This is a genomic window from Roseitalea porphyridii, assembly GCF_004331955.1.
Classification (GTDB): domain Bacteria; phylum Pseudomonadota; class Alphaproteobacteria; order Rhizobiales; family Rhizobiaceae; genus Roseitalea; species Roseitalea porphyridii.
On record NZ_CP036532.1, the window covers coordinates 1,266,882 to 1,287,806 of the forward strand.

Genomic DNA, 20,925 nt, shown 5'->3' on the forward strand with positions numbered 1-20,925 from the left:
CCGAAAAGAAAAGACCCGGCGGTTTCCCGCCGGGTCCGAAGTTCAGCCGTAGGTCGACCGATTAGTACGAGCGCTGGAAGCGCAGCGTACCGCCGAAGATGTCCTGACCGGCGTTGTTGTTGTAGTAAACAACTTCCGGACGAACGATCAGGCCGTCGACGGGCTCGTAGTTGACGTTGGCGGCAATCGCCCACTCGTCGCCGATGCCGTTGCCTTCGGCCCACTGGACCTGGCCGTTCAGAGCGACCTGGTCGTTGACGGCGAAGGAGGCGCCACCGATGACCGAGAAGGTTTCTGCGGTTGCGGCACCGTTCGCCCACGTGGTGTAGGCCGAGGTGTTTTCACCGTACATCAGCATGACGAACGCGGAGAACGGATCGAACGAGACGTCGCCGCGGATTTTACCGGCCCAGCCACCCTGGCCAGCGCCGTTGCGGGTGTCATAGCCGAACACGCCGCGGACCTGGAAGGCGCCCGAGTCGTAACCTGCGCCGGCCACGATGTGCGGCACGTAGTCGTCGATGCCCCAACCCGAAACGGTGATCACCGGATCGAGATCGCCATCGCCATTGGTGTCGACCCAAGTCGTCGAGGACGAGTTGGAACCCTGCTCGAGCGACAGACCGGCCGAGAAGCCACCGTTGGAGAAGGTGTAGCTCATCAGGTTGGTGTCGAACGGACCGTAGCCACCAGCGGTCGTGTCGTTGATGACCGAACCGGCATAGCCGGTGAAGGTGGTGAAGTACGATTCGTCCTTACCGATGCGCAGACCGGCCAGATCGATGTAGGCGAAGTTGATCGAGAACTCACCAGCGTTCGTGTAGCCGCTCGTCGAGTCGAAGACCTGCGGGTTGGCATTGGTTGCCGTGTCGGCACCGCCGTTGGTGTCGTACTGCCAGCGGGTCTCGATGTAGGTGCGAAGCGGGCCGAGCTCGGTGTCCGCCCAGGTCGAAACACGGAACGATGCGCGTGCGCGCTTGTTCCAGGTTTCGTCGCCAGCCGGCGCACCCGGGATCGCCCGAACGCCATTCAACTCACCGAAGCCGATGTCGTAACGGATGTAGCCGTGGATGCGAAGGCAGGTTTCGGTGCCCGGGATGTAGAAGAAGCCGCTGCCGGCTGCTTCGCAGACGCGGACATATTCGACCACTTCGGGTTCCGGAATGAAGACATCGGCTGCGTTGGCAGTCGTAACCGCCATCGTCGCCGCTGCCGAGCCGAGCAGAAGGCTCTTGATTTTCATAATTGACCTCCAGTCAAAGTTCGAAACGGGTCTGGGGTTTCTACAGGACTGCCTGTCCCATCCCCTACGCAGAAACAGGCAGACCCGCCCGTTTCCTGTCCTGTTCATGACCCAAGCCCCGGGACCGCGCAACACGCAATTGGCTCGATGCGGCCCGCTGCGGCGCGATAGGAATTCGATGTTGCACAAATGACACGATTTGGGTGAGGAACCGTTCATGGAGTTTAACAGCCGTTAACAATCGTCCAGCGATCCGGGCGTCCGTGCCGCGAAAAAGGGCGGCAAACGGCCTGTTTTCGGGCCCTGCAGACGATTCTCGCCATATCCTGCCGATTCGTCGCCGTGACAAGCGGACCGGCATCGCCGGGAGGCTCCGCCTATCGCAGGCGGCCGACGAACGCCTCGATCGCGGCAAGGGGCTGCGGCGTGTGCAGCATTGGGGCGTGGCCCTGGCCGGCAATGTCGACCCGTGTCAGAGCGGGGTGGATGGCGGCCATGCGCCCGGTTGTCTCCTCGGACAGCAGGGTCGAGTTCTCTCCGCGCAGGAGCAGGGTCGGCACCGACCGCAGCCCGGCGAACTGCGGCCAGACGGTGGGCAGGCGGTCGCCGGGGTCGATCGCCGTCAGCGTCCGGACCAGCGCCGGATCATGATCGGGGCGAATCGCGCCATCGATCTCGCGGAAGCGGGCATGGGCCTCGAACCTCCAGTCGTCCTCGGTCAGGCTGGTAAACGCCCTGGCCATGACCACCTTTTGCGTTTCGACCGCCTCTGCCCAGCCGTGCGGTTGCGGTAATTGCTTGAGGTACAGGCGAATCTGGATGAGGCCCGCGCCCTCGATGGCCGGGCCGATATCGTTGAGTATGGCCGCGCCGATGGCTCCGGGCCGCATGGCGGTCAGCAGCATCGTGACAAGGCCGCCGCGCGAGGTGCCCACGAAGACCGCGCGGTCGATGTCGAGCGCGGCGAGCACCGAAAGCACGTCTTCCGCCTCGGTCATCACATTGTAATTGCGCCAGTTGGCATCGTAGCCGGAAAGGCCGCGCCCGCGGAAATCCATCGCATAGACCCGGCGCGGCGCCTTGGGATGATTGGCGAAATGGGCGGCTAGGCCCAGGAAATCGCGACTGTTGCGGCTCAGCCCCGGCAGGCAAATGAGGGGCATCCGGTTGCCGTGCCGCGGCCCGAAGGCCCGCACATGCAGGCGCAGCCCGTCGCGTGCCGAGACGAAGATGCTTTCGCCATTGTCGAAGTCGGCTGGCATTGAAGCGGAAGACACGGGTATCGGGCACCGGTTCGGAGAGCAAGGGTTCTCTTAGCGCACTCGCCCCCATTCTTTCCAGCCATCCTGTGAAGGGACAACCCCCGCGCCGCCGCGAGCCATCTGCGGTTGTCGCCGATTGTCGGTTGACTGGAGGTCAATTATGAAAATCAGGAGCCTTCTGCTCGGCTCGGCGGCGGCGATGACAGCGGTTACGACCGCCAACGCGGCCGATGTCTTCATTCCGGAACCCGAAGTGGTCGAATATGTCCGCGTCTGCGACGCGGCCGGTGAGGGCTACTTCTACATCCCTGGTAGTGAGACGTGCCTCAAGATCGGCGGCTACGTCCGTTACCAGATCGATGTTGAAACGCGCTATGCGGGCGGCGTCGCAGTGGCGGGAGCATTCCCTCCCGGCGTTGCCGTCTTCCAGAACGGCGCTGCCCGAACGGGATGGACCAAGAATACGCGCGGTCAGCTTACGTTCGAAACCTGGACGGATAGCGATCTGGGGGCGCTGACCAGCTACATTGCCCTGCAGGGGAATTCCAACCCTGGCGTCACGCGCACAGTAGCGCTGGACGCTGCATGGCTCGATCTGGCGGGCCTGCGAATGGGTGTCAACGACAATGCCTTCGACGGCGGAATTGTCGGGGAATCCGACAGTCTGGGCGGTGCGAAAGTTAACTTCATATCGTACACGTTCACTAATGGCCCGTTCTCGGCCACTCTCTCGTTGGACGACGACAACGCTGCGGACTCAATCGTTGCGCCCGGGTTGCCCGACTTCGTGCCTCACGTTTCCGCCAATGCGATGTACGACTTCGGTTTGGGTGAAGCCGCACTTTTCGCCGCTTATGACAACCTGACTGATGAATGGGCGGTCAAAGGACGTGTTGGAGTAGATGTCGGAGAAGCCGGTCGTTTGGAGGTCGCTGCTTACTACACGTCCGGTGCCACTTACGTCTTGAGCGGCACTTCGACCTTCGGCGTGAAGGAGGGCATTGTCGCTCCGCCGCTTGCGGCATCGGCGTATGCGACCGGTGTGCCGCTCTGGTCCGAATGGTCAGTCCAGGCAGGGTACCAGCATCAAGTCACTGATGCCCTCGCTTTGACCGGCAATGTTGGCTACTGGGATAACCTGGGGCATGCCGACAACTTCATCGTCGGGCCGAACAACAACTATGACATCTGGAATGTTGGCGCAGTGCTCGACTACGAGATCACCGAGGGCTTCGACGTGAAGCTTGCCATTACGCACTGGATGCCGCTAGCTGACGCCGGGACGGTTCTCGAAAGTAAGACGACGGGCTTCGCCCGCTTCCAGCGTTCGTTCTAAGCGAGCGCATAGCTCTATCTGAATACCAACCCGGCGGGCAACCGCCGGGTTTCTTCTTCCAGCAATCTATCGGGTGGGGTCAGGTCAGGCCGATTGACTTGGCAGTGGTGAACAGATGAATCTCTCGTCTGCACAAAAGAATAAGAACGGAACCCATGCCGCTAGAAATACTTTCAATCTACGCGCGATATCACAGCATTTTGTGGGACGAGGGATCGCACAAGCGTAATGTCGCCGCGTTCGTCGCGGAAATTTCGGAGTTTATCCAAAGAAATAAGATAGAAACAATCAATGACGACCTTGTCGATCGACTCATCATGTATTACCGTTCCAAAGGTAATTCAAATTCGACGATAAATAGAAAACTGGCCGCACTCTACAAGTTGTTGCGGCGAGCGGAGCGTGCCGGGCTGATCAAGAAACTGCCGACATATGTAAGACTGCCCGAAAAGAACGCGCGGGTTCGTTTCCTGACGCGCGAGGAGGAGCGCGTGCTGCTCCGAAAGCTTGCCTCGCGGGACGAAGCCTTCAGTGATCTTTGCCTCTTTCTGGTCGACACCGGCGCCCGGGTCGGCGAGGCGCTCAATCTCAGGCATGGCGATGTGCACCATGGCAAAGCCACGTTCTGGGTCACGAAATCAGGGCGCAGCCGCACGGTCCCGCTGACGGACCGAGCGGTCGTTGCGCTGGCGAACCATCGCCATCGCGCCGGCGGGCCGTTCAGCCATGTCCGGTACCAGGCATTCCGTTATCACTGGAACGCGGTGAAGAAGCAGATGGGGCTCGCCGGGGACAAGCAGTTCGTCCCGCACATGCTGCGCCACACCTGCGCGTCCCGCCTTGTCCAGGCGGGCATCGATCTGCGCCGGGTCCAGGCCTTCCTGGGGCACCAGACAATCCAGATGACCCTGCGATACGCGCATCTGGCCACCGACGATCTCGACCAGTGCGTCATGGCCCTTGACCGGATCAACGCCCGCGCGGCGAGGGATGCCGATAAGGCCGGCAACCCGAAGGCGAACAAGGCCGTTCATGCCGGAGAGGAAGCAACCGCTCCGAAGATCGCCGACGGTCGGCCGGTGTTCGCCGAGTGACCGGATACGGCGCGGGAGCGCCGTACCAGAGTTCCGTCCAGATCATTGATTCTGAATGACATTGTCATCGCGTCAATTCGGGCCCGGATGCCGCGTATCGTATTGCGGGATATGCGTCACGGGGCTTGTCTTTGCGATGAGCGCCGGCAATCGCAGGTTGTTCACCGATTGGGCGCCAGGCTAGCCGGCCGACCCCGTCAGATCGTCCTTGATCGTGAGCGGCAGGCCGAAGCGCGCCTTGTAGACCGTCAGGTTCTCCATCACCTTCTGAACGTACAGGCGGGTTTCCGGAAAGGGGATCTGCTCGATCCAGTCGATCGTGTCCTCGAGCGACAGGCCGGTCGGATCGCCGAAGCGCCCGACCCACTCGCGCGCCCTTCCGGGCCCGGCATTGTAGGCGATGAAGGTCAGGACGTACGAGCCGCCGAACCGTCCGCGCTGTTCGCCGAGATATTGCGTGCCCAGAAGCGCGTTGAAGGCCGGGTCGGCCGTTAGCCGGCCGGCGCTGTAGGACAGTTCCATCCGGCCGGCCAGGTCGCGCGCGGTCGAGGGCAGCAGTTGCAACAGGCCACGCGCGTCGGCCCGCGAGACGGCATTTGTGTCGAATTCGCTTTCCTGACGGGCGACCGCGTAGGCGAGCGCGCGGTCGGCCGGTGCGATCAGACCGTCCGAGGGTATCGCGCCCACCGGATGGGTGGCAAAGCCCAGATCATGGCCGCGCCACTGGCCGCGCTTGGCTATGCGAAGGCCGATCGCGGGGTGGCCGGCGGAGGCGGCGTGCGCGGCAAGCGCTGCATAGTGCGCCGGCGTGTCCAAGGCGTCCGCCAGCCCGGCATAGAGCGTTTCGAGGTAGCGCCTCTCGCCCGTGGCCGACTGGCGTTCGATCGCGCGCAGCACGGGCGACCGTGAAAGGTCCTGCTGCGCCGACGCCACGTCCGGCGCCTGATCGCCCAGAGCGAGTCTTTCGCGTCCGAGCCCCTGCGCGGCAAGCTGGCCATAGAACGCTGTCGGATGACGCGCGGCGTCCTCGAAATGGCGCCCCGCTTCGGCCTCGTCACCGGCCGCGAGCGCGGTGCGTCCGAGCCAGTAGGCGGCGCGGGCACGCGAGGACGGGCCGACGGCAATCGCTTCGATCGCTTCGAAATGCGGCCGGGCCCGCGACGGATCATCGAGCCCGCGCAGCGCGTACCAGCCGGCATGAAACGCCGCGTCCACCTGCGTCTGCGGGCTGCCGCCCTGGTGCCGGGCGACGATCGCATAGGCGCGCGCGGTATCGCCTCGTTCGCGCAGCGAGCGCGAGACGATGCGCCGCTCGTTCCACCACGCGTCGGGGTTGGTCAGGGCGGCGGGATCGGACGGCACGTCTTCGAGCAACTCCGCCGCTTCTTCGAACCGGTCCGTGCGGCGCAGATGTTCGATGCGCATGTAAAGGCCGGCCTCGGTTTCGAGCAGATCCTCGGGCACGTCCGCGAGCATCGCGTCGACGCCGGCCGCGCGCCGGATCACCGCCGTCCAGGCGTCGTGCAGGCCGGCCATGCCGGCCGGCGCGGCCACGCGGCCCGCCGCGCCGATACGCTCGCGCACCATCATGTTGAAATAGCGTGCGAAATGATCGTCCTCGGTGAGCGCGTCGGCGAACAGGTCGAGCGCCTCGCGTTTGATCGCGGCCGACAGGACCTGCCCGTGCCAATAAGGCGCGAACAGCGCGCGCGCCGTGTTCGCATCCCCGGTGCGCAGATGGCTCTTGGCCAGCGCGTAGGCGGCTTCGAAGGTCTGCGGCGGGTTCGCCGCGAACGCGGTCCGGAGCTTGACGTCAGCGAGCCAGCCGCGCGCCAACGCCCGATCGTGATTGCGCGCAAGCGCGTCCTGGCCGGGCCAGTCGCTCAGGCGCCTTGCGATGCGGCTGATCTCTCCGGCCCCGACCGAGCGGTCGCCGGACATGGCGATCGTCCAGTCGATCAGGTCGCGGTCGACCGAGCCCGCCGGAAGAGCCCCGGCAATGTCGCGCGCTTCGCCGATCCGGCCGGCATGGACGGCCTCGAGCGCCGCGCCAAGGCGGGCGGTCTCCGCCGGCGTCGACACCTGCGCCGCCTGCGGCACGCTCGCGGTGGTCATCGGGTCGAGCGCGATCCTGTCCGTCTTGCCGGCGGATGCGATCCGTTCGCCCGGCCGCTCCGTGACCGACAGCGCGCCGAGCCCGGCCAGCGCGGAAAGCCCCAGCACGGCAAGGCCGGCCATCAATGCATGGTTGAGCGCCATCTCACTCCGATGCCATTCGCTCATGGCAGCAATGGGACGAGCGTCGGCCGGCAAGGTAAACCGGCGGTTAACGAACCTGCACAGTTGAACGCCCGTAACACGCGGGCGCCGCTTGCCCGGCGCGGCCCGCCGCCTTATGGTGCGCCGACCTTTGCGGGTGCGCTGCGCGAGTCTCTCGCGCGGCTTTTGTTTTGCGCGCACGCCGCGTACCGATTGGAGCATGGCCATGGCAGACCGGCCGACCGATGAGCGCAGCCGCCTGCGCGGCTCGATGGTGGCGCTCGTAACACCTTTCGACGCCGCCGGCGCGGTCGACGAGGCGGCCTTCCGGGCGCTTGTCGACTGGCAGATCGACGAAGGCACCAAGGGCCTCGTGCCCGTGGGCACGACGGGCGAATCGCCGACGCTGACCCATGACGAGCACAAGCGCGTGGTCGAACTGTGCGTCGATCAGGCGGCGGGTCGCGTGCCCGTCATCGCGGGCGCGGGCTCCAACAACACGCTGGAGGCGGTCGATTTCGCCCAGCATGCCGAGAGCGCCGGCGCCGACGCCGTGCTCGTCGTCACGCCCTATTACAACAAGCCCAACCAGCGCGGGCTTTACGCCCATTTCGCCGCGATCGCCCAGGCCGTCGACCTGCCGATCATCATCTACAACATTCCGCCGCGCTCGGTGATCGACATGCTGCCAGAGACGATGGCGCGCCTTGCCGCCGATTTCCCGACGATCTGCGGCGTCAAGGACGCCACGGCCAAGCTCGATCGCGTCCCCGAGCAGCGCATGGCCTGCGGCAAGGATTTCATCCAGCTTTCCGGCGAGGATGCCACGGCGCTCGGCTTCAACGCACAGGGCGGGGTCGGCTGCATCTCGGTGACGGCCAATGTGGCGCCGCGGCTTTGCGCCGAATTCCAGAACGCGATGGCCACCGGCGACTTTGCCTCTGCACTCGACTATCAGGACCGGCTGATGCCGTTGCACAAGGCGCTGTTCGTCGAAGCGGGCCTGACGGGTGCCAAGTATGCGCTCTCGCGCCTTGGCCGCATGCACAATGTCGTCCGGTCGCCAATGGTCCCGGTCGAGGCGGCGAGCGCGGCGCTGATCGACGATGCCATGCGCCACGCCGGCCTCTTGAACTGATCGCTGCCGGCGACCACTTCGCTTCCATGGCCTCGTCCCGCAAAGAACAGACCGCTCGCAAGCTCATAGCGGACAATCGCAAGGCGCGCTTCAACTACGAGATCAAGGATGTGGTCGAGGCGGGCCTGGTCCTGCGCGGCACCGAGGTCAAGTCCCTGCGCAACGGACAGGCCAACATCGCCGAGAGCTATGCGAGCTTCGAGGACGGCGAGATGTGGCTGATCAACAGCCATATCCCCGAATACCTGGAAGCCAACCGGTTCAACCACGATCCGCGCCGGCGCCGCAAACTGCTGCTGAGCAAGCGCGAGATCGCCCGCATGGCCAGCGCCACCGATCGGGAAGGCATGACGATCGTGCCGCTCAAGCTCTATTTCAACGATCGCGGCATGGCCAAGCTGGAAGTCGCCATCGCGCGCGGCAAGAAGATGGTCGACAAGCGCGAGACCGAAAAGAAGCGCGACTGGGACCGCCAGAAGGCGCGGCTCTTGCGCGAGCACGGGTAGTCGATCACCAATCGACAGTCGTCGTTCGCAAGGCTGATCTAATCCCAAATGGTTAGTTTCGTCCGACGACCTGCGAGCAGCGAACCACGACTTCATCGAACATCGCTTCGGTCAGCCGGCCCGTGTTCATGTTGTAACGCGAACAGTGATAGCTGGAGACGATCGTCAGCGGGCCCACGGAGCTTTGTCGGTCGTGGCCGAACGGGTGGTCCGCCACGCGCTCGCCGAGCGCCCTGATCGTGGCATCGTGCGCGATCCGGCCGAGCGAGAGGATCACGCGGAGGCCCGCAAAGCGCGCGATCGTCGCTTCGAGATGGGCGCGGCATTGCGTGATTTCCGGTCCCGTCGGCCGGTTCTGCGGCGGCACGCAGCGCACCGCGTTGGTGATCGCGGTCCCGACCAGTTCGACGCCCGCGCCGGCGGCATCCGGCCTGTGCCCCCGGGCGAGGCCGTGTCGTTCGAGCGCGCCGAAGAGCACGGCGCCCGACGCATCGCCCGTGAACGCGATGCCGGTCCGGTTCGCGCCGCGCAGCCCTGGCGCCAGACCGACGATCAGCAGTCGAACGGCGTCCGGCCCTTCTTTCGGCAGCGACGTCGGAACCGGCCCATTGTGCCAGCCCGGTTCAACGTCCCGCCAATGTTCGCGGAAAGCGGAAAGACGCGCACAGGCGGTGCAGTTGGTCGGCGGATCGGCTGCGGCAGGGTTCGAAACGCAGCGTGTCATACCGCTCAATCCTCGTCTTCGTCGTCCTCGTCGTCCTGGACATGGCGCGACGCGCGCTCCGAATGGGTCCGGCCGATCTGGTCCTCGAGCGACTTCAGATCGATGAAATGGTCGGCGTTGCGGCGCAGATCGTCGGCGATCATCGGCGGCTGCGACGCCATCGTGGAGACGACCGAAACCTTGCAGCCGTTGCGCTGCAGTGCGTCGACCAGCACGCGGAAATCGCCGTCGCCGGAGAACAGCACCGCATGGTCGATCGACCGCGACAGTTCCATCGCGTCGATCGTCAGTTCGATGTCCATGTTGCCCTTGACCTTGCGACGGCCCGATGAGTCGGTGAACTCCTTGGCCGGCTTGGTGATGACCTTGTAGCCATTATAGTCGAGCCAGTCGATCAGGGGGCGGATCGACGAATATTCCTGGTCCTCGATCAGCGCGGTATAGTAATAGGCGCGCAGAAGGTAACCGCGCTTCTGGAAGTGTTCGAGCAGCTTTCGATAGTCGATGTCGAAGCCAAGCGCCTTTGCCGCCGCGTAAAGGTTGGCGCCATCGATGAAGAGGGCGATCTTCTCGCGCTGGTCGAACATGGCGAAGTCCTTTCGTGAAAATGGCTTTCAGTATGGCCGACGCTTTCCACGGGAATGCGTCGAAATCAAGCAGGTCCCGCCAGTATTGGTCCGTTATCGCAAGAGGTGCCCTGACATCGGCCTTTCGCCATGGTTTGGCCGCATCGGCATGCTTGCACACGTCCGGTGCCGCGTGTATATCGCTGCCAAATCCCGACACGACCGAATTGCCAGAGGAACGCCCATGGCCCGCGTGACCGTCGAAGACTGCATCGACAAGGTAGACAACCGTTTCGATCTCGTCCTGCTTGCCGCCCATCGCGCGCGGCAGATCTCGCAGGGATCGCAGATCACCGTCGACCGCGACAACGACAAGAACCCTGTCGTCGCCCTGCGCGAGATCGCCGACGAGACGCTGTCGCCCGGCGACCTGGAAGAAGATTTGATCCATTCGCTGCAGAAGCATGTCGAGGTCGACGAGCCCGAGAGCGAACTGGGCGAGAACACCGCCGAGACGCCCGATGCGCCCGAGACTCCCGAGCAGATCACCTTCGGCGGCGGCCAGATGTCCGAGGAAGAGCTTCTCGCCGGCATCGAAGGGCTGGTTCCGCCCGAAAAGTCGGACGACTGAGCCGACCGGACGCTCTTTTGCGGGCCATGCCCGCATGACTATATTGAGCGCGTGGGCACCGCAGCCCGCGCGCTTTTTCTGTGAGGTCGCCAGCCGATGATGCGGCAGTACGAGCTTGTCGAGCGCGTCCAGCGCTACAAGCCGCAGGTCAACGAGGCCCTTCTGAACAAGGCCTATGTCTATGCCATGAAGAAGCATGGCGGGCAGACGCGTGCCTCGGGCGACCCCTATTTCTCCCATCCGCTCGAGGTCGCCGCGATCCTCACCGACATGCGCATGGACGAATCGACGATCGCCGTCGGCCTTTTGCACGACACGATCGAGGACACTTCGGCGACGCGCGTCGAGATCGAGGAACTGTTCGGCGAGGACACGGCGCGCCTCGTCGAGGGGCTGACCAAGCTCAAGCGGCTCGATCTCGTCTCAAAGAAGGCGGCGCAGGCCGAGAACCTGCGCAAGCTGCTTCTGGCGATTTCGGAGGATGTGCGTGTCCTTCTGGTCAAGCTGGCCGACCGGCTGCACAACATGCGCACGCTCGACTTCGTGCCCGAGCACAAGCGCGCCCGCATTGCCGAGGAAACGATGGACATCTATGCGCCGCTCGCCGGCCGCATGGGCATGCAGGACATGCGCGACGAGCTCGAGGAGCTCGCCTTCCGCCATCTCAATCCCGAGGCCTACGCCACCGTTTCGGACCGTCTGGCGCAAATCGCGACGCGCCATGCCGGCCTGCTCGAGGAGATCACCGGCACGCTACGCGGCCTGCTTGCCGACAACGGCATCCATGCCGAGGTGGACAGCCGCCGCAAGAAGGCCTGGTCGGTCTTCAACAAGATGGAGACCAAGGGCCTTTCCTTCGAGCAGCTCTCGGACATCTTCGGCTTCCGGATCATCGTCGGCACGATCGACGAATGCTACCGTGCGCTCGGTGTCGTGCACCGCAAGTGGAAGATGGTGCCCGGCCGTTTCAAGGACTACATCTCCACGCCCAAGCAGAACGACTACCGGTCGATCCACACCACCATCGTCGGACCGTCCAAGCAGCGCGTCGAGCTGCAGATCCGCACCCGGCACATGCACGAGATCGCCGAATATGGCGTCGCGGCCCATGCCATCTACAAGGACAATGGCGGGCTGGCGGGCGGCGATGCCCGGCCCAGCGGCAAAACGAACGGCAAGACCAACGGCAAGGCGAACGGCAGGGCGCGCCCCACCTTCGAGGACACCAACGCCTACGCCTGGCTGCGGCGGACCATCGAATCGCTGTCCGAAGGGGACCATCCCGAACAGTTCCTCGAACACACCAAGCTCGAACTGTTCCAGGACCAGGTGTTCTGCTTCACGCCCAAGGGCCGGTTGATCGCGTTGCCGCGCGGCGCCATTCCGGTCGATTTCGCCTATGCGGTGCATACCGACGTCGGCGACAGCTGCGTCGGCGCCAAGATCAACGGGCGCATCATGCCGCTGGTCACCCAGCTTCAGAACGGCGACGAGGTGGAGATCATCCGTTCCGCCTCGGCCTCGCCGCCAGCCGCATGGGAAGCGCTCGTCAAGACCGGCAAGGCGCGCGCCGCGATCCGTCGCGCCACCCGCGCCGCCGTGCGCAAGCAGTATTCGGGCCTCGGCCACCGCATTCTCGAGCGCGCCTTCGAACGGGCCGGCCGGCCGTTCTCCCGCGAGATACTCAAGGAGGGCCTCGGGCGCCTGGCGCACACCGATGTCGAGGACGTGCTCGCGGCGGTCGGCAGGGGGGAACTGGCCTCGGCGCATGTCATCAAGGCCGTGTTCCCGGACTTCCAGGACGAAAGGCTCGCCGCGCCGGCCAGCGCCGAACTGCTCGGGGAGGGATGGTTCAACCTGACCGACGCGTCGGGCATGATGTTCCGCTTTCCCGGCAGTGGAGCGAAGCCCGACGGCGCGCCCGACCCGGACATCGGCGCCGGGGAAACGGGCGCCGAGGGCGATCGCATCCTGCCCATTCGCGGCGCGGCCGGCGATCTGCCGGTGCGGTTCTCGCCGGAAGGCGCGGTGCCCGGCGACCGGATCGTCGGCATTTCGACGCCGGGCAAGGGCATCACCATCTATCCGATCCAGTCGCCGGCGCTCGCCGCCTATGACGACCAGCCCGACCGCTGGATCGACGTGCGCTGGGACATTGATGGCGCCAACCGCACGCGCTTTCCCGCGCAGATCATCGTCACCGCGATCAACGCGCCCGGCTCGCTCGCCGAGATCGCCCAGGTGATCGCCAACAATGATGCCAACATCCACACGCTCGCCATGGTGCGCACCGCGCCCGATTTCACCGAGATGATCTTCGATCTGGAGGTCTGGGACCTGCGTCACCTGACGCGGCTTCTGGGCCAGTTGCGTGAGTCCGAAGCGGTCTCGACGGCCGAACGCGTGAACGGGTAGCGCGCCAGCGCCGTCAACTTGAAGGAGAAGCCCCGCCAAATGAACACCGACGAAGTCCTGTCGATCTTCAAGTCCGCCGGCGCGGTGCTGGAGGGTCATTTCATCCTGACGTCCGGCCTGCACAGCCCGGTCTTCCTGCAGAAGGCCCGGGTCTTCATGCATCCGGACAAGACCGAGACGCTTTGCCGGGCGCTCGCCGAAAAGGTCCGCGCCCAAATCGCCGGTGACCTTGACTATTGCGTCGGTCCGGCGATCGGCGGGCTGATCCCGGCCTACGAGACCGCGCGGCATCTGGGTGTGCCCGCCATCTGGGTCGAGCGCGAGGAGGGCGCCTTCCGCCTGCGCCGCTTCGAGATCGAGCCGGGCGCGCGCGTCGTCATCATCGAGGACATCGTCACCACGGGCCTTTCGATCCGCGAGACGGTCGACTGCATGAAGGCGCTCGGTGCCGAGGTGGTCGCGGCGGCCTGCCTGATCGACCGCTCGGCGGGCAAGGCCGATGTCGGCGTACCGCTGATCGCGCTTGCCGAGTACGAGGTTCCCGCATTCGCCCCCGACGACGTGCCGCCCGGACTGGCCGCCATTCCCGCCACCAAGCCGGGGAGCCGGTCGTTGTGAGGCGCGCGGTCAGGGCCGCGCCGGCCCGGCGACACGCTTGAACGGAACCCGAGCCGGCCGTATCTGTCCGATGGCGATTTTCTGACCATTTTTCGACTATGATCGTCCGGCGCGCACGCGCCAGGACAATGGAAGCCCACTCATGCTGTTCAAGCGCCGCAACCAGGAAAACAGATGGACGCGCCTGCGCGTGTCCATGCTGCCGCGGCGCAGCTACGGTCGCTCGATGCGCTACTACGCCAAGCGCGTCATGCGCATCCGGGCGACGCCGCACGCCATCGCCGCCGGCGTCGCGGCCGGCGCGTTCGCCTCGTTCACGCCGCTGATGGGCTTTCACTTCATCCTTTCCTTCCTGCTCGCCTTCCTGCTGCGCGGCTCGATGATCGCGGCCGCCTTCGGCACCGCCGTCGGCAACCCGCTGACGTTTCCGGCGATTTGGGCCTCGACCCTGAGCCTGGGTCGCTGGCTGCTCGGCGTCGACGGCAACGGCGCCGACGGGACCGAGTTCGGCTCGGTGTTCGCCGAGCAGGGCTTCGTTGCGCTGTGGCAGCCCTTCATCAAGCCGATGCTGGTCGGCGGCGTACCGATGGGCCTGCTCGTCGGCGTTCTCATCTACATCCCGACCCGCATGGCCGTCGCCGCCTTCCAGATGCGGCGCGCCGCGCAGAAGGCCGAGCGCGCGATCGCCCTGCAGGAAAGCCAAGCGAGCGGGCACGATGTCACCGAACACGACCGGCGCGGCATCGCCTCATGATCATCGGCCTCGGCAGCGACCTGATCGACATCCGCCGCGTCGAGCGCACGCTCGAGCGCCACGGCGAGCGCTTCGTCGCCCGCGTCTTCACCGATATCGAGCGCGAGCGGTCCGAGCGCCGCCGCATGCGCGCGGCCTCCTACGCCAAGCGGTTCGCGGCCAAGGAAGCCTGCGCCAAGGCGCTCGGGACGGGCATCGCGCGCGGCGTCTACTGGCGCGACATGGGCGTGGTGAACCTGCCCAGCGGCAAGCCGACCATGGCGCTCACCGGCGGCGCCGAGACCCGGCTGCGCATGCTGCTGCCCGACGGCCATGAAGCGGCCATACATCTGACCATAACCGACGACCATCCGCTGGCGCAGGCTTTCGTCGTCATCGAGGCCGTGCCCGCCCGATTTGCCCCCTCCGGCGATTGATGACCGTGCGCCCAAAGGTTAAGAGGCGCTGATCCGGCGCCCCATCCGGCGCGAGCCGGCAGCAACGAGCAGGACGATGACCGTGGCAGAAAAAACCGAGAAGAAGTCCGGCGGAATCGGCGAGGTCATCTCCGTGATCGTCCAGGCGCTGATCCTGGCGCTGCTGATCCGGACATTTCTGTTCCAGCCCTTCTCGATCCCGTCGGGATCGATGCGTCCGACGCTGCTCGAAGGCGACTATCTGTTCGTCTCCAAGTTCTCCTACGGCTATTCGCGCTACTCGTTTCCGTTCGGTCCCGACCTGTTCGAGGGCCGCGTCTGGGCCGATGCGCCCGAACGCGGCGACGTGGTCGTTTTCAAGCTGCCCTCCAATCCGCGCCTCGACTACATCAAGCGGGTGATCGGCCTTCCCGGCGACACGGTCCAGATCCGCGAAGGCGCGCTGATGCTCAATGGCGAACCGGTCGAGCGGGAGGCGGTCGGCACGATCGACGATGTCGACATCACCGAGCAGAACCGGCCGGTGCAGGTCTATCGCGAAACGCTTCCGAACGGCGTTTCCTACCGCACGCTCGATGTCACCCAAGGTACGGTCGGCGACGACACGCGCGAGTTCGTGGTGCCCGAGGGCCATTTTTTCATGCTCGGCGACAATCGCGACAACTCCGCCGACAGCCGCTTCAACGTCGGCTACGTCCCGCACGAAAACCTCGTCGGCCGGGCCAACATCATCTTCTTCTCGATCGCCGGCGGCGCCTCGCCGCTCGAGATCTGGCGCTGGCCGACCGAACTGCGCTTTGACCGCTTCTTCCGGTCCGCCTCGCGATGACCACCGGTTCCGCCGCCGAACCGCCCGTTTCCGATGCGACGCTGGCCCATCTGCATCGGGTCACGGGACATGCCTTCGCCGACCTTGAACGGCTCGACCGGGCGCTGACCCATTCGAGCGCCCGCGCCCGCACCGGCACCGATTACGAGCGGCTCGAGTTTCTCGGCGACCGGGTGCTCGGCCTTTGCGTCGCCGAACTGCTGTTCGCCGAGTTTCGCGATGCCGACGAGGGCGAACTGTCGGTGCGCCTGAACGCGCTGGTCAATTCCGAAACGCTGGCGTCGGTCGCCGACGAACTGGGGCTGACCCCGTTCATCCGCACCGGGGCCGACATGGGCGATATCGGCTCGGCGCGGCTCAAGAGCGTGCGCGCCGACGTGGTCGAAGCGCTGATCGCCACCATCTATCTCGACGGCGGGCTCGAAGCCGCGCGCGCCTTCATCACCCGTTGCTGGACCGAGCGCGCCCGCCACGTCATGGCCGCCCGGCGCGACGCCAAGACCGAATTGCAGGAGTGGACGCACAAGACCTTTTCGGAGACGCCGAGCTACCGGGTGGTTGGGCGCGATGGGCCCGACCATGCCCCGTCCTTTACCGTCGAGGTGCGGATCGGAAAGCTTCGCCCCGAACAGGCGACCGGCCCCTCCAAGCGTCAGGCCGAGCAACTTGCCGCCACCGCGCTCCTGATCCGCGAGGGCATCTGGCCGGTCGACGGGTTGGCGTCATGACGGACGGGGACGCGACCGAGGGTGCGGACACGCGCGCCGGTTTCGTCGCGCTGATCGGCGCGCCCAATGCCGGCAAGTCCACTCTGGTCAACCAGCTCGTCGGCGCCAAGGTCACCATCGTCTCGCGCAAGGTGCAGACGACGCGCGCGCCGATCCGCGGCGTCGCGATCCACGGGCAAAGCCAGATCGTCTTCGTCGACACGCCCGGCATCTTCGCCCCCCGGCGACGGCTCGACCGCGCCATGGTCCGCGCCGCATGGGCCGGCGCGCACGATGCCGACCTGGTGCTCGTGCTGATCGACGCGCGCAAGGGCATCGGCGAGGAGGAGGAAGCGATCCTTCAGGCGCTGCCGGACGTCAGTACCGAAAAGTGGCTGGTCCTCAACAAGGTCGACGCGATCGAGCCGCCGAAGCTGCTCGAACTGACGGCCACGCTCAACGAACGGGCCGAGTTCGCGCGGACCTTCATGGTCTCGGCGCTGAAAGGCTCGGGTTGCGGCGACCTTCTCGATGCGCTTGCAGGCGCCGTGCCGGAAAGCCCCTGGCTCTATCCGGAGGACCAGCTCTCCGACCTGCCCATGCGGATGCTGGCGGCCGAGATCACCCGCGAGAAACTCTACGAGCGCCTCCACCAGGAACTGCCCTACGCGGCGACCGTGGAGACCGAGAAATGGGAAGAGCGCAAGGATGGCTCTGCCCGGATCGAGCAGGTCATCTATGTCGAGCGCGACAGCCAGAAGAAGATCGTGCTGGGCAAGGCCGGAACGACGATCAAGGCGATCTCGATGGCGTCGCGCGGCGAGATCGCCGAACTGATCGGCCAGCCCGTGCACCTGTTCATCTTCGTCAAGGTGCGCGAGAAGTGGGGCGACGATCCCGAGCGCTACCGTGAGATGGGTCTGGACTTTCACGACTAGGAACGCATTGTCGACGCCATGCAGTGGTCCGACCAAGCCATCATCATCGGTACGCGCAAACACGGCGAGACCAGCCTGATCGTCGAACTGATGACGCGCGCGCACGGTCGCCATCTGGGCCTGGTGCGCGGGGGCCGTTCGCGCAGGGTCCAGCCGCTGCTGCAGCCCGGCAACCGTGTCGAGGCGACCTGGCGCGCCCGGCTCGACGAGCATCTGGGGACCTATGCGCTCGAGCCGGTCAGCCTGCATGCGGCCACGCTGATGCAGAGCGGCTGTGCGCTCGCGGGCATCCAGCTTCTGGGCAGTCATCTGCGCCTTCTGCCCGAGCGCGACCCGCACGGCGCGCTCTACGAGGCGGCCTGCATCGTCGCCGACCATCTGACCGAACCGTCGCTCGCCGGCCCGCTGATGGTTCGGTTCGAATTGCGGCTTCTGGACGAGCTCGGCTTCGGCCTGAACCTGTCGCGGTGTGCCGGCTCCGGCGCCACCGACGATCTTGCCTACGTCTCGCCGAAGAGCGGGCAGGCGGTCAATCGCGAGACGGGCGCGCCCTGGGCAGCAAAGCTGTTGCCGCTGCCGGCATTCCTGACCGCGCGGCAAGGACGCCATTGCGCGCCGTCCGACCTCGAGGACGCTTTCCGGCTGACCGGCTTCTTCCTGGACCGTGATATCTGGGCCGCTCGCGGCATTGCCCCGCCGGAGAGCCGCGAGAGCTTCCTGCGCGCCGCCCTCAGGGCGATGCGCGAACCGGCCTGATCATTCCGCAGGGGCAGCCAGGCCGGGACGTTCCACCGGCCGTTCGCTGATCGGCCAGTGCACGACCGCCGCGAACAGGCCGAGCGCCACGCCGAGCCACCAGACCGGATCGTACGAGCCGAACCGCTCGAACAGGTAGCCGCCCATCCACACGCCCAGAAAAGAGCCGACCTGGTGCGACAGGAACACGATGCCGCCCAGCATGCCGAGATATTTCGTGCCGAACATGATCGCGACCAGCGCGTTCGTCGGCGGCACGGTGGAGAGCCACAGAAGGCCCATCACCACCGAAAACACGATCACCGACGTGCCCGTTTGCGGCAGCAGCAGGAAGACCGTGACCGCGATCGAGCGGCCGATATAGATCAGCGCGAGGAAGATCGGCTTGGAGTATTTCTGGCCGATGATGCCCGAGGCGAGCGACCCGATGATGTTGAAGAAGCCGATCGCCGACACGCCGATCACCGCATAGCGCGCGTCGATGCCGATGTCGGCGACATAGGCGGGAAAGTGCGCGGTGATGAAAGCGACCTGAAAGCCGCACACGAAAAAGCCCGCTGTCAGAAGCAGGTAGGATGAATGGCCGAACGCCTCGCGCAGCGCCGCGCCGATCGACTGGTCGATCTCGACCTGGCTCGTGCGGCCCGATGTCGAGTTGCCGCGCAGCGGGATCGCAAGCACCGGCACGAGCAGCATCAGCGCCGACATGATCAGCAGCGAATCCTGCCAGCCGAACGCATCGATCAGCGCCTGACTGAACGGCGCGAACACGAACATGCCCGCCGAGCCTGCCGCCGTCCCCAGGCCGAACGCGAACGAGCGTTGCTCGGCCGTGACGTTGCGGGCGAACGCGGCGAGAATGATGCCGAACGAGCCGGCGGCGATGCCGAGCCCGACAAGCACGCCGCCGCCCAGATGCAGGAACCACAGCGAATCGGGCGTCGCCATCAGCAAGAGGCCGGCGGCGTACATCAGGCCGGCCAGCGCCAGCACGCGCCATGTGCCGAACCGGTCGGCGACCGCGCCGAAGACCGGCTGGCCGAGGCCCCACATCAGGTTCTGGATCGCCAGCGCGAGGCCGAAGTCGGCCCGCGTCCAGCCCGTATCGGCCAGCATCGGGATCTGGAAGAAGCCGAGCGCCGAGCGCGGCCCGAACGTCAGCGCCGCGATCAGGCACCCGGCCGCGATGATCAGCCAGGGATAATCCGAGCGCGCCTCGGCGGCGGGCGATGTCGACATGGGCGGCCCTCTCCACGGATCGGCCGAGCATAGGTGGAGCCCGCACGCGCGACAAACCAAATATTCTCGTGCACCGGTGCAGGTTTCCTGATGCGGCCGCTGGCGGTGTCGGCGGAACCGGCATAGGCTGCGCCGATGTCAGCCGAGTTCCTGATCACCTCGATCATCGTCGTCCTGCTTCCCGGCACCGGCGTGCTTTACACCTTGGCGGTCGGCCTGGGGCAGGGGACGCGTCCGTCGATCTACGCGGCCTTCGGCTGCACGCTCGGCATCGTGCCGCATATTCTCGCCTCGATCATCGGGCTTGCGGCGCTCCTGCACGCCAGCGCGGTGGCGTTTCAGGTGATCAAATATCTGGGCGTGATCTACCTGTTCTACATGGCCTGGTCGGTGCTGCGCGAGGGCGGCGCGCTCGACGTCGGCGAGAACCGCATGGCCATGTCCCGGCGCAAGATCGTCACGAACGGGATCGCGCTCAACGTGCTCAATCCCAAGCTGTCCTTGTTCTTCCTGGCGTTTCTGCCGCAGTTCGTGCCGGCGACCGCGACCAGTCCGACCGCGCTGATGGTTGGCCTGGCGCTGGTCTTCATGGCGCTGACCTTTGTCGTGTTCGTCTGCTATGGCGCTTTCGCCGCCTTCGCTCGCGACCGGGTGATGCGCAGGCCCGCGGTCGTGCGCTGGATGAAGCGGTCATTCGCCGCCGCCTTTGCCTTCCTGGGCGTGCGGCTGGCGTTCGCAGAGCGCTAGATGCTTCGAATGCTCACCCGCCTGTGCACCTGTTCGGCGGTTTCCACGCGCTCCGAATAGCGATCGGTCAGATAGGCCGAGCGGTCCCGTGTGAGCAGCGTGAACTTCACCAGTTCCTCCATAACGTCGACGACGCGGTTATAGTAGGCAGACGGCTTCATCCGGCCGGCCTCGTCGAACTCCTGCCACGCCTTGGCGACCGAGGACTGGTTGGGAATGGTGATCATCCGCATCCAGCGGCCCAGAATGCGCATCTGGTTGACCGCGTTGAAGCTCTGGCTGCCGCCGCTGACCTGCATCACCGCCAGCGTGCGCCCCTGCGTCGGCCTGATGCCGCCGATCGGCGACAGGGGCAGCCAGTCGATCTGTGTCTTCATCACGCCGCTCATCGCGCCGTGCCGCTCGGGCGACGACCAGACATGGGCTTCCGACCACAATGAGAGTTCGCGCAGTTCGGCGACCTTTGGGTGATCGGCGGTCGCGTCGTCGACCAGCGGCAGGCCGTCGGCGTGAAAGACGCGCACCTCCGCCCCGAGCCGCTCGAGAATGCGTGCCGCCTCGTAGGTCAGAAGCCGTGAGTAGGAGCGCTCCCGGAGCGAACCGTACAGCATCAGCACGCGCGGCCGGTGCAGCGAAGGCGCGCTGTTGTGGATGGCGTGGAAGTCGATCTCGCCGAGCTCGTCGCCGGCGAGATTGGGCATTGTGGGGTCGTCGCGCCACGGCGCGGCGGTGTCATCTGTCATGCAA

The 20,925-nt window shown here is 65.7% G+C and carries 21 protein-coding genes; 14 read left to right on the plus strand and 7 right to left on the minus strand.

Annotated elements, in window-relative coordinates; all coding sequences use genetic code 11:
• Nucleotides 1–61: 61 nt before the first annotated feature.
• Both E0E05_RS06155 and E0E05_RS06160 read right to left on the minus strand, forming a co-directional pair.
• On the minus strand, nucleotides 62–1,243 hold the full coding sequence (locus E0E05_RS06155; protein ID WP_131615920.1) for a porin: 1,182 nt from the start codon (nucleotides 1,241–1,243) through the stop codon (nucleotides 62–64).
• A gap of 377 nt (nucleotides 1,244–1,620) precedes the next feature.
• Nucleotides 1,621–2,505, minus strand: coding sequence for an alpha/beta fold hydrolase (locus E0E05_RS06160; RefSeq protein WP_131615921.1), 885 nt, complete (start codon nucleotides 2,503–2,505; stop codon nucleotides 1,621–1,623).
• A gap of 160 nt (nucleotides 2,506–2,665) precedes the next feature.
• Here E0E05_RS06160 and E0E05_RS06165 point away from each other — a divergent pair, with 160 nt between their 5' ends.
• Nucleotides 2,666–3,841: a porin gene (locus E0E05_RS06165; RefSeq protein WP_131615922.1), complete on the plus strand. Its 1,176-nt coding sequence runs from the start codon at nucleotides 2,666–2,668 to the stop codon at nucleotides 3,839–3,841.
• 155 nt (nucleotides 3,842–3,996) lie between these two features.
• A complete protein-coding gene (locus E0E05_RS06170; protein ID WP_131615923.1) occupies nucleotides 3,997–4,935 on the plus strand; it encodes a tyrosine-type recombinase/integrase in 939 nt (312 codons plus the stop codon).
• A 180-nt stretch (nucleotides 4,936–5,115) separates the two neighbouring features.
• Here E0E05_RS06170 and E0E05_RS06175 read toward each other — a convergent pair whose 3' ends face one another.
• Entirely contained in the window at nucleotides 5,116–7,218 is a 2,103-nt protein-coding gene (locus tag E0E05_RS06175) for a lytic transglycosylase domain-containing protein (protein ID WP_158629288.1), read from the minus strand.
• A 202-nt stretch (nucleotides 7,219–7,420) separates the two neighbouring features.
• On the opposite strand from E0E05_RS06175, the gene dapA reads away from it, so the two are divergent.
• A complete protein-coding gene (gene dapA / locus E0E05_RS06180) occupies nucleotides 7,421–8,332 on the plus strand; it encodes a 4-hydroxy-tetrahydrodipicolinate synthase (protein ID WP_131615925.1) in 912 nt (303 codons plus the stop codon).
• Nucleotides 8,333–8,358: 26 nt separating this feature from the next.
• Nucleotides 8,359–8,838, plus strand: coding sequence for an SsrA-binding protein SmpB (smpB, locus tag E0E05_RS06185; RefSeq protein ID WP_131615926.1), 480 nt, complete (start codon nucleotides 8,359–8,361; stop codon nucleotides 8,836–8,838).
• Nucleotides 8,839–8,890: 52 nt separating this feature from the next.
• Here the strand turns inward: smpB and E0E05_RS06190 are convergent, their stop codons facing one another.
• Complete coding sequence (locus tag E0E05_RS06190; RefSeq protein WP_131615927.1) at nucleotides 8,891–9,562, minus strand: uracil-DNA glycosylase; 672 nt, start codon at nucleotides 9,560–9,562, stop codon at nucleotides 8,891–8,893.
• Between the two features lie 5 nt (nucleotides 9,563–9,567).
• Complete coding sequence (locus E0E05_RS06195; RefSeq protein ID WP_131615928.1) at nucleotides 9,568–10,149, minus strand: LabA-like NYN domain-containing protein; 582 nt, start codon at nucleotides 10,147–10,149, stop codon at nucleotides 9,568–9,570.
• Nucleotides 10,150–10,372: 223 nt separating this feature from the next.
• On the opposite strand from E0E05_RS06195, the gene rpoZ reads away from it, so the two are divergent.
• The 9 genes from rpoZ to recO all read left to right on the plus strand — a co-directional run bounded on the left by rpoZ (nucleotide 10,373) and on the right by recO (nucleotide 18,192).
• A complete protein-coding gene (gene rpoZ, locus E0E05_RS06200) occupies nucleotides 10,373–10,759 on the plus strand; it encodes a DNA-directed RNA polymerase subunit omega (RefSeq protein ID WP_131615929.1) in 387 nt (128 codons plus the stop codon).
• Nucleotides 10,760–10,855: 96 nt separating this feature from the next.
• Entirely contained in the window at nucleotides 10,856–13,174 is a 2,319-nt protein-coding gene (locus E0E05_RS06205; RefSeq protein ID WP_131615930.1) for a RelA/SpoT family protein, read from the plus strand.
• A gap of 39 nt (nucleotides 13,175–13,213) precedes the next feature.
• The gene (gene pyrE / locus E0E05_RS06210; RefSeq protein ID WP_131615931.1) at nucleotides 13,214–13,792 is read left to right on the plus strand and encodes an orotate phosphoribosyltransferase; all 579 of its coding nucleotides are present in this window, start codon (nucleotides 13,214–13,216) and stop codon (nucleotides 13,790–13,792) included.
• Between the two features lie 142 nt (nucleotides 13,793–13,934).
• Complete coding sequence (locus E0E05_RS06215; RefSeq protein ID WP_131615932.1) at nucleotides 13,935–14,546, plus strand: DUF2062 domain-containing protein; 612 nt, start codon at nucleotides 13,935–13,937, stop codon at nucleotides 14,544–14,546.
• Complete coding sequence (gene acpS / locus E0E05_RS06220; RefSeq protein ID WP_131615933.1) at nucleotides 14,543–14,962, plus strand: holo-ACP synthase; 420 nt, start codon at nucleotides 14,543–14,545, stop codon at nucleotides 14,960–14,962. Before E0E05_RS06215 ends, acpS begins: the two co-directional genes overlap by 4 nt.
• 76 nt (nucleotides 14,963–15,038) lie before the next feature.
• Nucleotides 15,039–15,791 (plus strand): signal peptidase I, encoded by a 753-nt coding sequence (gene lepB, locus E0E05_RS06225; RefSeq protein WP_131615934.1) that lies wholly within the window; start codon nucleotides 15,039–15,041, stop codon nucleotides 15,789–15,791.
• Complete coding sequence (rnc, locus tag E0E05_RS06230; RefSeq protein ID WP_131615935.1) at nucleotides 15,788–16,519, plus strand: ribonuclease III; 732 nt, start codon at nucleotides 15,788–15,790, stop codon at nucleotides 16,517–16,519. The genes lepB and rnc overlap by 4 nt, the downstream gene beginning before the upstream one ends.
• The gene (gene era / locus E0E05_RS06235; RefSeq protein WP_131615936.1) at nucleotides 16,516–17,436 is read left to right on the plus strand and encodes a GTPase Era; all 921 of its coding nucleotides are present in this window, start codon (nucleotides 16,516–16,518) and stop codon (nucleotides 17,434–17,436) included. Before rnc ends, era begins: the two co-directional genes overlap by 4 nt.
• An 18-nt stretch (nucleotides 17,437–17,454) precedes the next feature.
• Entirely contained in the window at nucleotides 17,455–18,192 is a 738-nt protein-coding gene (gene recO, locus E0E05_RS06240; protein WP_131615937.1) for a DNA repair protein RecO, read from the plus strand.
• Here recO and E0E05_RS06245 read toward each other — a convergent pair whose 3' ends face one another.
• Nucleotides 18,193–19,431, minus strand: coding sequence for an MFS transporter (locus E0E05_RS06245; protein WP_131615938.1), 1,239 nt, complete (start codon nucleotides 19,429–19,431; stop codon nucleotides 18,193–18,195).
• 135 nt (nucleotides 19,432–19,566) lie between these two features.
• On the opposite strand from E0E05_RS06245, the gene E0E05_RS06250 reads away from it, so the two are divergent.
• Entirely contained in the window at nucleotides 19,567–20,178 is a 612-nt protein-coding gene (locus E0E05_RS06250) for a LysE family translocator (RefSeq protein WP_131615939.1), read from the plus strand.
• On the opposite strand, the gene arsH is transcribed toward E0E05_RS06250, so the two are convergent.
• On the minus strand, nucleotides 20,175–20,879 hold the full coding sequence (arsH, locus tag E0E05_RS06255; protein WP_244598052.1) for an arsenical resistance protein ArsH: 705 nt from the start codon (nucleotides 20,877–20,879) through the stop codon (nucleotides 20,175–20,177). The genes E0E05_RS06250 and arsH overlap by 4 nt on opposite strands.
• Nucleotides 20,880–20,925: the final 46 nt, after the last annotated feature.